The organism is Mycobacterium branderi (assembly GCF_010728725.1).
In the GTDB taxonomy this organism is placed as follows: domain Bacteria; phylum Actinomycetota; class Actinomycetes; order Mycobacteriales; family Mycobacteriaceae; genus Mycobacterium; species Mycobacterium branderi.
Genome location: NZ_AP022606.1, coordinates 3,058,179 through 3,072,664 on the forward strand (window position 1 = coordinate 3,058,179; position 14,486 = coordinate 3,072,664).

Consider the following 14,486-nt stretch of genomic DNA (forward strand, 5'->3'; position numbering starts at 1 on the left):
CTAATGACCGAGAAGGAGCCTGACGTGCTGGTGATTCGTGCCGACCTGGTCGACGCGATGGTCGCCCACGCCCGCGCCGACCATCCCGACGAAGCCTGCGGTGTGCTGGCCGGCCCGGAGGGCTCGGATCGCCCGGAGCGGCACATTCCGATGGTCAACGCCGAACGCTCGCCGACGTTCTACCGCTTCGACTCGGCCGAGCAGCTCAAGGTGTGGCGCGCGATGGACGAGGCCGACGAGGCACCGATCGTGATCTACCACTCGCACACCGCCACCGAGGCATACCCCAGCCGCACCGACATCAGCCTCGCCGCCGAACCCGATGCGCACTACGTGCTGGTGTCCACCCGCGAACCCGAGCAGCACGAGCTGCGCAGCTACCGCATCATCGACGGCGTCGTCACCGAAGAGCCCGTCACCATCGTTGAGGAGTACTGATGAGCGTCACCGTGTCCATCCCGACCATCCTGCGTACGCACACCGGCGGCGAGAAACGCGTCGAAGCCAGCGGCGACACGCTGAAGGCGGTGATCAGCGACCTGGAAGCCAACTACTCGGGCATCTCCGAGCGTCTGGTCGACTCGGCTAATCCAGGCAAGCTGCACCGGTTCGTCAACATCTACGTCAACGACGAGGACGTGCGGTTCTCCGGCGGGCTGGACACCGCGATCGCCGACGGCGACTCGGTGACGATCCTGCCCGCCGTCGCCGGTGGCACATGAGATACGACTCGTTGCTGGAGGCGCTGGGCAACACCCCGCTGGTCGGCCTGCCGCGGCTGTCACCACGCTGGGACGACGAGCCGCATGTGCGGCTGTGGGCCAAGCTCGAAGACCGCAATCCGACGGGCTCGATCAAGGACCGGCCCGCGCTGCGGATGATCGAGCAGGCCGAGGCCGACGGGCTGCTCGCGCCGGGCGCGACGATCCTGGAACCCACCAGCGGCAACACCGGTATCTCATTGGCGATGGCGGCCCGGCTGAAGGGCTACCAGCTGATCTGCGTGATGCCGGAGAACACGTCGATCGAACGACGCCAACTGCTGGAGCTCTACGGCGCGCAGATCATCTTCTCGCCCGCCGAGGGCGGGTCCAACACCGCGGTCGCCAAGGCCAAGGAGCTGGCGGCGGCCAACCCGTCGTGGGTGATGCTCTACCAGTACGGCAACCCGGCCAACACCGACTCGCACTACTACGGGACCGGCCCTGAGCTGCTGGCCGACCTGCCGGAGATCACCCACTTCGTGGCGGGGCTGGGGACGACGGGCACGCTGATGGGCACCGGGAGGTTCCTGCGGGAGCACGTCCCCAATGTGCGGATCGTCGCCGCCGAGCCCCGTTACGGCGAGGGCGTCTACGCGCTGCGCAACATCGACGAGGGGTTTGTGCCGGAACTGTACGATCCCGAGGTGCTGACGACCCGCTACTCGGTCGGCAGCGTCGACGCCGTGCGCCGCACCCGGGAACTGATCGAGACCGAGGGCATCTTCGCCGGAATCTCGACCGGCGCGGTGCTGCACGCCGCGCTGGGGGTGGCCGCAATGTCGGTCAAGGCCGGCGAGCGTGCCGACATCGCGTTCGTCGTCGCCGACGCCGGATGGAAGTACCTGTCCACCGGCGCTTACGCCGGTACCTTGGACGAAGCCGAGGACGCGTTGGAGGGCCAGCTATGGGCGTGAGCCGACCGGTGGTGCCGCCCGCCCAGCAGCCCAAGAAGCGCTCGACGGTGGTGGTGGGCGCGGCCACGATCATCAGCTTCGTGGTGCTGCTCTACGTCGTCGAGCTCTTCGATCAGCTCGGCGGACATGAGTTGGACCGCAACGGAATTCGCCCGCTGGAGACCGACGGGCTGTGGGGCATCATCTTCGCGCCGCTGCTGCACGCGAATTGGGCGCACCTGGCCGCCAACACCGGCCCCGCATTGGTCCTCGGTTTTCTGGTGACGCTGGCCGGGCTGTCGCGGTTTCTGTGGGCGACTGCGATCGTGTGGATCGTAGGTGGCTTCGGCACCTGGCTGATCGGCGACGTCGGCTCGCCGTGCGGGGAGACCGACCACATCGGCGCGTCGGGGCTGATCTTCGGGTGGCTGACCTTTCTCTTGGTGTTCGGGTTCTTCACCCGCTCGGGCTGGCAGATCGTGATCGGGATCGTGGTGCTGTTCCTGTACGGCGGAGTGCTGTGGGGCGCGGTGCCGGTGCTCAACGTGTGCGGCGGTGTGTCGTGGCAGGGGCATCTGTGCGGCGGCATCGCTGGGGTGCTCGCGGCCTACCTGCTGTCCAGCCCGGAACGCAAGGCCCGCGAACGCCGTCGGGCATTGCCGCGATGAAGAGCTCGATGGCGCCCGTCGGGATCTTCGACTCCGGCGTCGGCGGGCTCACGGTCGCGCGCGCGATCATCGACCAACTGCCCGACGAGGACATCGTCTACGTCGGGGACACCGCCAACGGCCCCTACGGTCCACTCACCATTCCCGAGATTCGTGCGCACGCGTTGGCCATCGGCGACGACCTGGTCGAGCGCGGGGTCAAAGCCCTTGTCATTGCGTGCAATACGGCGTCCTCGGCCTGCCTGCGCGACGCCCGCGAACGCTACGACGTGCCAGTCGTCGAGGTCATCCTGCCCGCCGTGCGCCGCGCTGTCGCCGCCACCCGCAACGGCCGCATCGGGGTCATCGGCACCCAGGCCACCATCACCTCGCACGCCTACCAGGACGCGTTCGCCGCCGCCCGCGACACGGAGATCACCGCGGTGGCCTGCCCGCGTTTCGTCGACTTCGTCGAACGCGGCATCACCAGCGGACGCCAGGTGCTGGGCCTGGCGGAGGGATACCTCGAGCCGCTGCAGCGCGCGGGCGTCGACACCTTGGTGCTCGGTTGCACGCATTACCCATTGCTGTCCGGGCTCATCCAACTGGCGATGGGTGACACCGTCACGCTGGTTTCCAGCGCCGAAGAGACCGCCAAGGAGTTGCTGCGGGTGCTCACCGAACGTGACCTGTTACGCCCGCACGATGCGCCGCCGGCGAGCCGCGTCTTCGAGGCCACCGGCGACCCCGAGGCGTTCACCAGGCTGGCCGCGCGGTTTCTGGGACCCGCCATCACCGGCGTCCAGCCCGTCCATCGTCACGTCGGTATATCGAGATAGTCGCCGTCGCGTAGTAAAGCCGTGATGTTTTCGCCAACAGGGTGCCGAACATGGCACAGTAGTCAGCGTGCGAATGACCGTCCTCGGCTGCTCCGGCAGCGTGGTGGGTCCTGATTCGCCGGCATCGGGATATCTGCTGCGGGCGCCGGACACTCCACCGCTGGTCATCGACTTCGGGGGAGGCGTCCTGGGGGCGCTGCAACACCAAACCGATCCCAGCGCGGTGCATGTGTTGTTGTCGCATCTGCACGCCGACCACTGCCTCGATCTGCCCGGGCTGTTCGTGTGGCGTCGCTACCACCCGACACCGCCGACGGGCAAGGCATTGATGTACGGCCCGAGCGACACCTGGTCGCGGCTGGGCGCGGCGTCGTCACCGTACGGCGGCGAGATCGACGACTTCTCCGACATCTTCGACATCCACCACTGGGTAGACAACGAGCCGGTGACGCTGGGCACGCTGACGGTCCTGCCGCGGGTGGTGGCACACCCGACCGAGTCGTACGGCCTGCGGTTCACCGATCCCGACGGGGTGTCGTTTGTCTACAGCGGCGACACCGGCTACTGCGATGCGCTCATCGACCTGGCCCGCGACGCCGACGTCTTTCTGTGCGAAGCGTCGTGGACGCACTCGCCGCATCGTCCGGGCGGCCTGCATTTGTCGGGCACCGAGGCCGGCCGGGCGGCGGCGGAAGCCGGTGTGCGGGAGTTGCTGCTCACCCACATTCCGCCGTGGACGTCCCGCGAGGACGTGATCAGCGAAGCCAAGGCCGAGTTCGACGGGCCGGTGCATGCGGTGGTGTGCGGCGAGACGTTCGAGATCATGCACACGGGCAGCCCCGCGAGCTGAACGGTTACCCTTGGCGGCGTGTCCAGACGAGAAGACGGCCGCCTTGACGACGAGCTTCGCCCGGTGGTCATCACCCGCGGCTTCACCTCACATCCCGCGGGTTCGGTGTTGGTCGAATTCGGCCACACCAAGGTCATGTGCGCGGCAAGCGTCATCGAGGGAGTGCCGCGCTGGCGCAAGGGCTCCGGGTTGGGTTGGCTCACCGCCGAATACGCGATGCTCCCCGCGGCCACCCACACCCGCTCTGACCGCGAGTCGGTGAAGGGTCGCCTCGGCGGTCGCACGCAGGAGATCAGCCGGCTGGTCGGCCGGTCGTTGCGCGCCTGCATCGACCTTGCGGCGTTGGGGGAGAACACCATTGCGATCGACTGCGACGTGCTGCAGGCCGACGGCGGCACCCGCACCGCCGCGATCACCGGCGCCTACGTCGCACTGGCCGACGCGGTGACCTATCTGTCTGCGGCCGGCAAGCTGTCCGATCCGCGGCCGCTGTCGTGCGCGATCGCCGCGGTCAGCGTCGGCGTGGTCGACGGTCGCATCCGGGTGGACCTGCCCTACGAGGAAGACGCGCGCGCCGAGGTCGACATGAACGTCGTCGCGACCGACACCGGGACGCTGGTCGAGGTGCAAGGGACGGGCGAGGGTGCGACGTTCCCGCGCTCGACGCTGGACAAGCTGCTCGACGCCGCGCTGGCCGCGTGCGACAAACTGTTCGCCGCGCAGCGCGAAGCGTTGGCGTTGCCCTATCCGGGTGTGCTGCCCGAAGGCCCTCCGCCGCAGAAGGCGTTCGGAAGCTGACGCGTCGGCGACGATGCAGAGCGCAGCGATGAGGAGGAGCGGCGCCGGTGCCTGAGCTGCTGGTGGCCAGCCGCAACCCGAAGAAGCTGGCCGAGCTGCGGCGGGTGCTGGACGCGGTGGGGCTGACGTTGGAGTTGGTTTCACTCAACGATGTCGCGCCGTTCGAGGAATCGCCGGAAACCGGTGCCACATTTGAAGATAACGCGCTGGCCAAGGCTCGTGATGGGTTTGCCGCCAGTGGGTTGCCTTGTGTCGCAGACGATTCAGGGCTGGAAGTGGACGCGTTGAACGGCATGCCCGGGGTGTTGTCGGCCCGATGGGCCGGTGTGCATGGCGACGACGCCGCCAACACCGCGCTGCTGTTGGCTCAGTTGCGCGACGTGCCCGAGGAGCGGCGCGGCGCGGCGTTCGTGTCGGCATGCGCGCTGGTGTTCGGGTCGGGCGAAGTCGTGGTGCGGGGCTCGTGGCCGGGCAGGATCGCGTACGAACCGCGCGGCGGCGGCGGCTTCGGCTACGACCCGGTCTTCATCCCCGACGGCTCGGACCGCACGGCGGCGCAGCTCAGCCCCGACGAGAAGGACGCGGCATCGCACCGCGGCCGTGCCCTGAGGCAGTTGGTGCCGGCGTTACGTGAGCTGTCATAGCCGCGCCGTCGCGACTGTGCCGTTTCATACGCGACACGCCGGTGTGGCCGTATCAAACCGCAGAGTCGACGGGCTATAACCCAAAGCGCGCCTTGACGTTTCGGGTCTGGAAGTGCTCGACGATGATGCCAAGCAGCGGAATGGTGCCGGCCAGCAGCACGCCGATCGTCTTGCCAATGGGCCAGCGGACCTTGACCGCGAGGTTGAACGCGGCCAACACGTAGACGAAGTACACCCAGCCGTGGACCACTTCGATCCACCGGATCTCGTGGTGGAAGACCAGATGCGACACGATCTCGTAGCACAGTGCGATCAGCCAGATGCCCGTCGTCCAGGCCATGACGCGGTAGCCCAGCAGCGCGGTGCGGATCTTTTCAACCGGCACGGTCCCCGGTGTGGTCATGTGGTGGTCCTCTTCTGTCTCTGGTGGTCGGATTTCGCCAGCTCGGCCAGGTAAGCGTTGTACTCACGCAGTGCGGGATCGTCGTCCGCTTGGGCTACCGGTTTCGGTCGCTCCGGTAGAAGTCCGTCGGGTATCTCCGTCATGGCGTGGTCGTGCGGCGGCTCGGGCGGCGCTTCTTCGTAGCGGACGAATTTGCGGTAGGCGTACACACAGAACCCGGCGAACAGCGGCCACTGCAGTGCGTAGCCCAGGTTCTGGAAGGTGCCCGACGCCGATTGAAACCTCGTCCACTGCCACCAGCCCAGCGCCAGACAACCGCAGGCAGCGACGATCACGAGCGCGACGAGCGCCCATCTCCGACGTCGTGTAGTGGACACGATTAGACGGTACCGCTCACCCCTTCGGTCCGACGAACTCGTCGAGTCGCGCGACCGCCGCCTTGCGGTAGATCGCGACCTGGTATTTGCTCGGCAGAGTCCACGGAATCCCGAGGTCGTCGAGCGCGGCACAGAACAAGCCGCGGATATCGTCGGAGCGGTTCGAGAAGTGATAACGGACGCTTCGGACGCCGCGGTCGTTGGCCACCACGCGGCAGCCGTCGCTGTCGATCAGGCCGCGGATGAACTCTTCGGTGGCCTGCTTAACGAGCACTTCCTGCCAGGGCTCCAGTCGGATCGGTCTCAAGTGTTTTTTACCGGGGCCGTGCTGCGGCAAAAGGCACGGCCAGTGCTTGGAGTAGAGCGTCACTTCGATGCAATTATCCGAACGACATAGCATTGCGGCGCGCTGACCCGGCATCAGCGCGTCGATCGCATTGCGGCAGCGGTCGACGATGCCGGGGTACTTGGCGTCAAGTGTGATCCTTAGCTGCCATGCTCGAGGATGTCGTGAGATGCAGCCATCACCCAGATACAGGCCGAGCAGATAGCAGTACGCAGTTGCCGGCAGTTCGGAAAAGTCATGATCAATGCTGCAGCCTAACGACGAACTCGTGCTCCTCGCCAGGAGTGGCACTCTGCCGGAGCGCCACTCCCACACCGTCCTTCGCGGTATCCCCGTCTGACGGGCGATCGCGCAGTCGTTCATTCCGGTTGAGATCAGGCGCTGAACAGCTTCGAATTCGTCCGCGGATCGCATGGCCCCTCCTGGCGTTGGAACTCAAGGTAGGCCGCGCCACCGACAGATGGCTCGCTCGATTGCAGCGATAGGATCGTTGGCCTGCGGGCGTGGCGAAACTGGCAACCGCTCGGGTTTTAGGTGCCCGTGCTCGAAAGAGCTTGAGGGTTCGAGTCCCTCCGCCCGCACAACATGTGGACTGCAGCGCATGCAAGCTGTCTTGCAGCGCAAGCACATTCGTCCCCCGGACTGATACCTCGACCGGCCTTCCTGCCTCGGACTGCACCGCCCGCTCGTCGTTGAGCTAGCTCGCCTAAGCAGTCAAAAAGCACCCGACTTGTAAAGACATCTTGGCCACAAGCGAGTGGTTATCCCGCCGTCGCGAGGGCTGTGGCAGTACGCTACAGCCGGTATCTCCTCGAAGGAGAGGGATCATGCAGTGGTTGCGGTGGTCTCCGAGAAAATAGGGGGCCGGGTCGGCATCCGCGGGCGGCGAGGGCGTCCGCGGGGTCCGTTATTACCGCGGCGCGGTTCTAGGACGCGGCCATGATGAACTGGCCAGACAGCGCGGCTGTGGCTTTTGCGGTGCCACTGACGATCGGGCTGGCCGGCCTGGCCCTAGGCGTAGTGGATTTCTTCAACGGCCCGAAGAAGGCGGTTGCGCGACCGGCACACGTCACGCCGGCCCCGCCGAAACGCAGCCGCCAACCGCGCGACAGCCACGCGAGGCCACCGACCCCGCGAAAGCTGCCGCGAGTCAAGTTGAGAGCCGAGGATCGGGCGCAGGCACGAGCCGGCGCAGCAGACGCTCTGGCCGATGAAGCGCGGGCGCGGGCAGGGGCGGCGGAAGCCGAAGCGCTAGCCGCCGAAGCCGGAGTTCTGGCCGCTGAAGCGGAAGCGCTGGCTGCTGAGGCGCGGGCGCAGGTAGAAGCCGGCGAATCGGAAGCTTTGGCCGCTGACGCGCGAGTGCGGGCAGAAGCCGCCGAAGCCGAAGCTTTGGCCGCCGAGGCGCGGGCGCGGGCAGAAGCCGCCCAAGCCGAAGCGCTAGCCGCTGAGGCCCAGATGCGGAGGCGGGCGCGGGCCGAAGCCGCTGACGCCGCGGCTGTAGCCGCCCAGGCGAGGAAGCGGGCAGAAGCTGCCGAAGCTGAAGCCGCTTCCGCCCAGGCGCGGGCGAGGGCGGAAGCGGCAGAGGCCCAAGCTGTGTCGACCCAGGCGCGGGCGAGAGCGGAAGCGGCTGAGGCTCAAGCCGTGTCGGCGCAGGCGCGGGCGCGCGCCGAAGCCCACCAAGCCGAAGCGCTGGCAGCCCAGGCCAGGTCGCGACGACGGGAGCGGGCGGAAGCCGCTGATGCCGAAGCTGTGGCCGCGCAAGCACGGAAGCGTGCAGAAGTTGCAGAGGCCGAAGCCGTGGCAGCCGAGGCGCAAGCGCGGGCAGCGGCGGGCGAAGCCGAAGCGCTGGCCGCCCGGGCCCGGGAGCGGGCAGAAGCCGCTGAGGCCCAGGCTGTGTCGGCACAGGCGCGGGCGCGCGCCGAAGCCCGCGAAGCCGAAGCGCTGGCCGCCGAGGCACGGTCGCGAGCACGGGCGCGGGCGCAAGCCAGCGAAGCAGAAGCGATGGCGGCCGAAGCGCGAGCGCGGGCAGAAGCCGCCGAAGCTGAAGCCGTGGCTGCCCAGGCGCGAGCGCGGGCAGCGGCGGGCGAAGCGGAAGCCCTGGCCGCCGAAGCGCGGGCGCGGGCGATCAGGCTGCGGCTTGAGGCGGACGCGATTGCCAAAGGGGCTCCTCCGCCCGATTAAGCACGGTAACCCTCAGCGATTGCGACCGCCGCGCTGGACGAGCCAAAGGCTTAACAGAACGGAGGCGATCACCGCGACGCTGAGCAGGATGGTGCTTGTCATTGCAGTAAATCTATCCGGTGACGATCAACAACTCACTTCGATCTTGAAGTCGGCCGTGGCTGGCGTGTTGACATTGTTCGGGTCAGTCCCCTGGGCAGTGCCCGTGATGGTGTAGGTGTCTCCGGCAAAAGCTGCCTTGGCCTTGCCAACTCCAGCGTCGGCAACGCCGGTGAAGCCGTCGAAGTTGTCGATGTGCACCGACTCAGGTTTGGGCTTGTCCGCATCGAGTCGCACGACCGCTTGGACGTGTGCAGGCGCCGCGCCGATGTCGGCGGTCAGCAACCACTGCACCTGACTACAGGAAACCGCATGCGATGTCCGAGTGGTGTTGTTGACGGTGACCCGTGCCGTTTTCTGCGGCACCTTCTCCGAGTGCATGAAGCAACCGGAAGTCCCTAGCGCCAGCACCGAAGCCGTCACCGCGGCCGCGACGAACCGGACCCGCACCGGCTACCTCCATTCCCACGGGTACGTCGCACGTCTTTCTACCAGTGCGCCGTCACTTTTGGGCGGCTGTTGGTCGAATCGGGGAAGCGGCTGCCGCCATCGTGTTGGAACAAAGATTAGGTGGTATCGGCCTGCGGCGTCGAAGACGGACATCTACCCCGTCGGGCAGCGGAGCTGCGACCAAGCGGCGGCCGGCCATGTATTGTGATTTATCGCGCAGGCAGATCCCCTGGGGCTCAAGGAGTTTCCTGTGGAATCCGTCGATGTACGAGGGCGCCGCTCACGTTGCCCCGCCACGCGCTCTAGGCGAGCGAAACGCGGCCCATGATCAGATCCATGATGGGCTTTCCGGGCGGGAATGCTCCGGTGAGCGAGGACATCACGTGCCCGTTGTCGACGAGCAGGGTCACACCGCTGATGCCGCTTGCCGCCTGGCTGTTGAGGAAGCACATCGTATTGGCCATCTGCTCGGGAGTGTGGACCTGGCAGCCGGTGGCGTCCCGGTAATCCTGGGCGAAGGTGAGCCACAGGTCGGCGTTGGCGCGGGCCAGCGGCGTGTCGGTCGGTCCGGGGCAGATGGCGTTGATGCGCACGCCCTCTTTCAGCAGGGGGAAGGCCTGCGTCGCCACGTAGGCATTGATGGCCTTTTTGCTGAAGCCGTAGTGGATGATGCCCTCCGGCTCGTGGGCCGCGACCCATGCATCGGCCGATTCGTAGTCGGGGGTGGCCAAGAATTCCTGAAGTAGCGGCAAGTCGTTCTCCCAGCCCATCCCGGCGACCGACGAGATAAAGCAGATTGCCGACCCGCGCGAAAGCTTGCCGTCGGCCCGCACCCGGTCGATGAGATGGCGGTGACCGATGAAGTTGACTCTCATCAGCTTTGGCCCGTCGGCAACGCCGGCGGCCGAGAAGATGGCGTCGATGGGCCCGTCGACCTGGTCGATCGCGGAGTCGATCGATGATCGGTCAGACAGATCGACTCTCACCTCGTGGGCAGCCTCGTAGGAGACCGGCGCGTAATCCATCACAATCACCTCGGCGCCGAGGGCGGCTGCCGTCTGGGCGGCGGCTGCGCCCATGCCGGTGGCGCCACCCACGACGAGCACTCGCTTGCCGTCGTACCGGAATTGCTCGATGCCGGTCATTGCTCTCCCTCTTCTCGTGGCCCGCCACTCTGCGGGCACGCAAAAACTCTACGGGGAACATATTTTTGGTTCAATACCCGATTTCGGGCTGGTGGTTAAGCGGCGTCCCGCTGCGCGACGCCGCGCACGACCGTGTCACGGGCATGGACAAGGGCCACGGTCTTGCCCTGGTCCCGCACGATGTTCTCGGGCATCCAAATGACATCCATCACGCATCTGGCGAGCATCTCGATGGAAGGAGTCTCGACACGGATATCACCCGACCGAATCCCTTCGGACAGCAGGGTTTTGAGCTGCCGCAGGCGTGTGGTGAACAGCAGACCGGGATTCGGCGTATCGGGCGGGGATTGGCGCATCCAGGCCAGCTGGATCTTCCACTCATCCGGAAACTGATCCAGCGCGTTGATGTTGACCCAGGCCAGCGCGTCCAGCTTCTCGACGGGCGTCGCATCCGCGCGAAGGACACTGACGAAGCCACCCCCGGCTTTCTTGCCGAACGACTCCATGATCGAGGCAAGTAGCTCGTCCTTCGAGCCGATCAGCCGATAGACGGTCCCGGTGCCCAGACCCGCCGCCGAAGCGATGTCGCGGATCGTGGTGACTTCATATCCTTTGCGGCCGAACTCGGCTCGGGCAACCGCACGGACATGTGCCGCCTTGTCGTTGGCCCCTTCGGTCTCTTCCGGCCATGTCTTGATCGCCGCTTCCGCGGCCACAAATGCATTGGAGCGATCCAACTCTTGATCGCTGTGCTCGCGACTGGCCAGCCCCTGCAACATGATGCGGCACAGCAGCGCGGCGGCCTGATCGGCGGCGGCAGTGTGGCGGATGACGTCCAAGCCGACGTGCATCATCGACTGGCACAGCCGGTCCGCCAGCGTCGGAAGATCGATGTCTGCCCGGATGTAGCCGCTCCACCTTCCCGCGCGCAGAGTTTGCAGCATCGCCTGCTGAACGGCATTCGGGGGGTGGCGCAGCAAGTCGACCAGTTCCCGATTTGCGCTCGGCGCCTCGTAGAACGACATCTGTAGCGCCGCACGATGCGCCACAGCGCAGCGTGCGATTGCCGAGCCCAGCTCGGTGATCGTTTCGGAGACCGGCCGCGAGCCCGGCTCGTCCAATTTCTGGTACGCGACGTCGCCGATGCGTTCCAGATCCGCGTAATAGCGCCGGACCAGTTCGACCAGAATCGCTTCTTTGGACTCGAAATGGTGATACAGGCTTCCCGGCAGAATGCCCGCGGCGTCGGCGATTTCCTGCAGCGAGGTACGTAACCCGGAGGAGGCGATCAGCGACGCGGCGGTTTGGAGGATCTCGGTCCGGCGCGTTCCGTCGTCGTAGGCGCCGCTGGAGGCTGCCGCCTCGGCTGATTGCTGGCGCCCCACGTCACCTCCACAGCTCCCGCTAGAGGACCTACTGACCGAATGTTTGGTTAAACGCTACCAGACAGTAGCTACTTTGCCGGGAGTCCGGCGTCGAGCGGAGTTCATTGACTGCGGACAGCACGGACTCTAGGGTGGAACAGATATTTGGTCAGTAATTGGGCGGTGAGGGAGTCCTTGACAAACCACACTGCAACCGATGCCGTGCAGCGGTGGAGCATGCTGGCGTCTGCGATTGCCGGCCGCAGTGTCGAGGTCGCGGCAGCCCGTGCAGGTGAGCTGGCGTGGACGGACGGCAGGACGATATTTCTTGACGCCGACGCCGGCCCGCGGCACCGGTTGCAAACAGTGGCGGTTCAAGCCTGTCTCTTGGCGGAAGGGAGCCTGCAGCCGGCCATCGCACGACGGCTGGGTCGGCGGACTGCCCTGGCCGCGCGATACCTTGCGATAGAGGGACATCGGGCGCTCGCGGCCAACGAGGAGCTGCTGCCGGCCGCGGTGTCTTTGCTTGTGGACCGCGACGTCGCGGGCCGCAGTGACTCGCCGGCATCCTCGTTAGCCTTGGCGAGAAGCCGCGCACTCGACAGTCAGCCGCCAGCAGTATTCGGAACCATCCATCCACGAAAGCTGTTGGCTGCCAGCAAGAGTCGAGGCACGGACGAACACGGTAAGCATGTTGCCCAACAGCGCAAGCCCTTGGCAGAGCTCGAGGACTCCGATCCGGAAGACGTCGCGGACTGGTTCTCCAGCCCGGTCGGCGGCGGAGGTGCTCTCGGCCGGTGGCTCAAAAAGATGCTGGACTCGGTGCGCCGGCTCAACGGCAATGGACCACCCGGCGCGGACGCACCGACGCACCGGTTGCGATCGGGCATACGCGGTGGCGGCTCTGCCGTCGTATCGAACGCGACGGTAGGCGTCGACAAGTACCACCTCGTCGGCGAGGCTGCGGGAATCAAGTACCCCGAGTGGGACTTTCGCCACAAGCAATATCGGCCGAACTGGTGCACCGTGCAGGAAGTCGCGCCTCGACCCAGCGACGCCACGTCGGTCAGCGTGTCCGACGGGTACCGGTTGCGTCGAGCACTCGCCCGACTCGCGGTCGGGCTCGATCGATATCACCGCCAGGTTCAGGGCGACGACGTCGACATCGACGCGGCTGTCGAGGCGCGGGTGGAGACCATCGCCGGGTCGGCGCCCGACGAAGCGGTCTACCTCGACAGTCTGCGACGCCGCCGCGACCTTTCCGTCCTGATCCTTCTTGACATCTCGGGTTCGTCAGCCGAACCGGGAACGATCGGCCATACCGTGCACGAGCAACAGCGCACCGCAGCCGCCGCGTTGACCGCGGCGTTGCACGATCTGGGAGATCGGGTGGCGTTGTACGGTTTTCATTCGCAAGGGCGATCCGCGGTGCATCTGTTACCGGTGAAACGGTTCGACGACGATCTCGACGCCGTGGCGATGCGGCGTTTGTCCGGTCTGACGCCCGGCGGCTATTCGAGATTGGGTGCGGCGATCCGGCATGGCGCCGCCGTATTGGACCGTCGGGGAGGCACGCCGCGGCGGTTGCTGGTCGTGTTGTCCGACGGGCTGGCGTACGACCACGGTTACGAACGCGATTACGGCGCGGCTGATGCGCGTCGGGCGCTGGCCGAGGTCCGCCGGCGGGGCACCGGCTGCCTGTGCCTGACCATAGGAGCGGCTACCGACGTCGCCGAGTTGCAGCGAGTATTCGGCAGCGCCGCGCATGCAACTATTCCGCGGCTCGACCAACTGAACCAACTGATCGGGCCGCTGTTCCGGTCAGCGCTGGCCTCGGCAGACCTTCGACGACGGATGGTGGCATGACAAGCCAAACACACGGACCACGGCCGTACTACGTGCCTGTCGGCAACGAGGAGCAGGTGTTCAAAGCGGCGTTCCGCCAAGGCATGTCGGTAGTGCTTAAAGGTCCCACGGGTTGCGGAAAGACGCGCTTCGTGGAGGCCATGGCGTACGACCTGAACCGGCCGCTGATCACGGTGGCCTGCCACGACGACCTCACCACCGCAGACCTGGTGGGCCGATTTCTACTGCGCGGCGGCGAAACCGAGTGGGTCGACGGGCCGTTGACGCGCGCCGTGCGCGAGGGCGCCATCTGCTACCTCGACGAGGTGGTGGAGGCCCGCCAGGACACCACCGTCGTGCTCCATCCGCTGGCTGACTACCGCCGCCAGCTTCCCATCGAACGGCTGGGGGTGACGCTGGATGCGGCGCCCGGCTTTTGCTTGGTGGTCTCCTATAACCCGGGATACCAAAGCGTTTTGAAGGATCTCAAGGACTCGACGCGTCAACGCATGGTGGCCATCGAGTTCGGTTTTCCGACACCCGACGTCGAGGAGAAAATCGTTGCCTGCGAGGCAGGCGTCGATCACGAGACCGCAGTCGAGCTGGTGCGGTTCGGGCAGGCGATTCGGCGTCTGGACACCGCGGGGCTGCGCGAGGTGGCCTCGACCCGGGTGCTGATCGCCGCCGGGCGGCTGATCGCCGAAGGACTGAGCCCCCGCGAAGCGGCTCGGACCGCCATCGCCGGGCCTCTCACCGACGATGCCGCAGTGACCAGTGGCCTGGACAAGATGATCGACGTGTACCTGCCGGGGCAAGGCGGACACGATGATTGACGACCCGA

The 14,486-nt window shown here is 66.5% G+C and carries 17 protein-coding genes and 1 tRNA gene; 12 read left to right on the forward strand and 6 right to left on the reverse strand.

The genetic code is table 11. The features are described 5' to 3' along the window. The first annotated feature begins 3 nt into the window (after positions 1–3). The 8 genes from G6N47_RS15585 (at position 4) to rdgB (ending at position 5,435) form a co-directional block, all read left to right on the forward strand. Entirely contained in the window at positions 4–438 is a 435-nt protein-coding gene (locus G6N47_RS15585; protein ID WP_139799767.1) for a Mov34/MPN/PAD-1 family protein, read from the forward strand. Then, on the forward strand, positions 438–722 hold the full coding sequence (locus tag G6N47_RS15590; RefSeq protein ID WP_083134679.1) for a MoaD/ThiS family protein: 285 nt from the start codon (positions 438–440) through the stop codon (positions 720–722). The genes G6N47_RS15585 and G6N47_RS15590 overlap by 1 nt, the downstream gene beginning before the upstream one ends. Next, positions 719–1,678, forward strand: coding sequence for a cysteine synthase (locus tag G6N47_RS15595; RefSeq protein ID WP_083134680.1), 960 nt, complete (start codon positions 719–721; stop codon positions 1,676–1,678). The genes G6N47_RS15590 and G6N47_RS15595 overlap by 4 nt, the downstream gene beginning before the upstream one ends. Beyond that, positions 1,669–2,325 carry a rhomboid family intramembrane serine protease gene (locus G6N47_RS15600; protein ID WP_083134681.1) on the forward strand — a complete coding sequence of 219 codons (657 nt, stop codon included), beginning with the start codon at positions 1,669–1,671 and terminating at the stop codon, positions 2,323–2,325. The genes G6N47_RS15595 and G6N47_RS15600 overlap by 10 nt, the downstream gene beginning before the upstream one ends. Next, complete coding sequence (murI, locus tag G6N47_RS15605) at positions 2,322–3,143, forward strand: glutamate racemase (protein ID WP_083134682.1); 822 nt, start codon at positions 2,322–2,324, stop codon at positions 3,141–3,143. The genes G6N47_RS15600 and murI overlap by 4 nt, the downstream gene beginning before the upstream one ends. A gap of 73 nt (positions 3,144–3,216) precedes the next feature. Then, the gene (locus G6N47_RS15610) at positions 3,217–3,993 is read left to right on the forward strand and encodes a cyclic nucleotide-degrading phosphodiesterase (RefSeq protein ID WP_083134683.1); all 777 of its coding nucleotides are present in this window, start codon (positions 3,217–3,219) and stop codon (positions 3,991–3,993) included. An 18-nt stretch (positions 3,994–4,011) separates the two neighbouring features. Next, on the forward strand, positions 4,012–4,791 hold the full coding sequence (gene rph / locus G6N47_RS15615; protein WP_083134684.1) for a ribonuclease PH: 780 nt from the start codon (positions 4,012–4,014) through the stop codon (positions 4,789–4,791). Positions 4,792–4,838: 47 nt separating this feature from the next. Then, a complete protein-coding gene (gene rdgB, locus G6N47_RS15620) occupies positions 4,839–5,435 on the forward strand; it encodes an RdgB/HAM1 family non-canonical purine NTP pyrophosphatase (protein WP_083134685.1) in 597 nt (198 codons plus the stop codon). A 73-nt stretch (positions 5,436–5,508) separates the two neighbouring features. Here rdgB and G6N47_RS15625 read toward each other — a convergent pair whose 3' ends face one another. Genes G6N47_RS15625 through G6N47_RS15635 form a run of 3 tightly spaced genes read right to left on the reverse strand, consistent with a single transcriptional unit; the run spans position 5,509 to position 6,975 of the window. Then, the gene (locus G6N47_RS15625; RefSeq protein ID WP_083134686.1) at positions 5,509–5,838 is read right to left on the reverse strand and encodes a DUF3817 domain-containing protein; all 330 of its coding nucleotides are present in this window, start codon (positions 5,836–5,838) and stop codon (positions 5,509–5,511) included. Further along, entirely contained in the window at positions 5,835–6,215 is a 381-nt protein-coding gene (locus tag G6N47_RS15630; protein ID WP_083134687.1) for a hypothetical protein, read from the reverse strand. Before G6N47_RS15630 ends, G6N47_RS15625 begins: the two co-directional genes overlap by 4 nt. 16 nt (positions 6,216–6,231) lie before the next feature. Next, positions 6,232–6,975, reverse strand: coding sequence for an LAGLIDADG family homing endonuclease (locus G6N47_RS15635; RefSeq protein ID WP_083134688.1), 744 nt, complete (start codon positions 6,973–6,975; stop codon positions 6,232–6,234). An 83-nt stretch (positions 6,976–7,058) separates the two neighbouring features. Between G6N47_RS15635 and G6N47_RS15640 the strand changes: the two genes are divergently transcribed. Both G6N47_RS15640 and G6N47_RS15645 read left to right on the forward strand, forming a co-directional pair. After that, positions 7,059–7,142 (forward strand) — tRNA-Leu (locus G6N47_RS15640). A gap of 358 nt (positions 7,143–7,500) precedes the next feature. Beyond that, positions 7,501–8,742 carry a hypothetical protein gene (locus G6N47_RS15645; protein ID WP_083134689.1) on the forward strand — a complete coding sequence of 414 codons (1,242 nt, stop codon included), beginning with the start codon at positions 7,501–7,503 and terminating at the stop codon, positions 8,740–8,742. A gap of 126 nt (positions 8,743–8,868) precedes the next feature. Here G6N47_RS15645 and G6N47_RS15650 read toward each other — a convergent pair whose 3' ends face one another. The 3 genes from G6N47_RS15650 to G6N47_RS15660 form a co-directional block, all read right to left on the reverse strand. Beyond that, complete coding sequence (locus tag G6N47_RS15650) at positions 8,869–9,291, reverse strand: lipoprotein LpqH (RefSeq protein WP_083134690.1); 423 nt, start codon at positions 9,289–9,291, stop codon at positions 8,869–8,871. A gap of 302 nt (positions 9,292–9,593) precedes the next feature. Further along, positions 9,594–10,436 carry an SDR family oxidoreductase gene (locus G6N47_RS15655; RefSeq protein WP_083134691.1) on the reverse strand — a complete coding sequence of 281 codons (843 nt, stop codon included), beginning with the start codon at positions 10,434–10,436 and terminating at the stop codon, positions 9,594–9,596. A gap of 95 nt (positions 10,437–10,531) precedes the next feature. Continuing rightward, entirely contained in the window at positions 10,532–11,821 is a 1,290-nt protein-coding gene (locus tag G6N47_RS15660) for a TetR/AcrR family transcriptional regulator (protein ID WP_083134692.1), read from the reverse strand. A gap of 216 nt (positions 11,822–12,037) precedes the next feature. Between G6N47_RS15660 and G6N47_RS15665 the strand changes: the two genes are divergently transcribed. After that, positions 12,038–13,666: a nitric oxide reductase activation protein NorD gene (locus G6N47_RS15665; protein WP_083134701.1), complete on the forward strand. Its 1,629-nt coding sequence runs from the start codon at positions 12,038–12,040 to the stop codon at positions 13,664–13,666. Next, positions 13,663–14,478, forward strand: a complete 816-nt coding sequence (locus G6N47_RS15670) for a CbbQ/NirQ/NorQ/GpvN family protein (RefSeq protein ID WP_083134693.1) — start codon at positions 13,663–13,665, stop codon at positions 14,476–14,478. Before G6N47_RS15665 ends, G6N47_RS15670 begins: the two co-directional genes overlap by 4 nt. Positions 14,479–14,486: the final 8 nt, after the last annotated feature.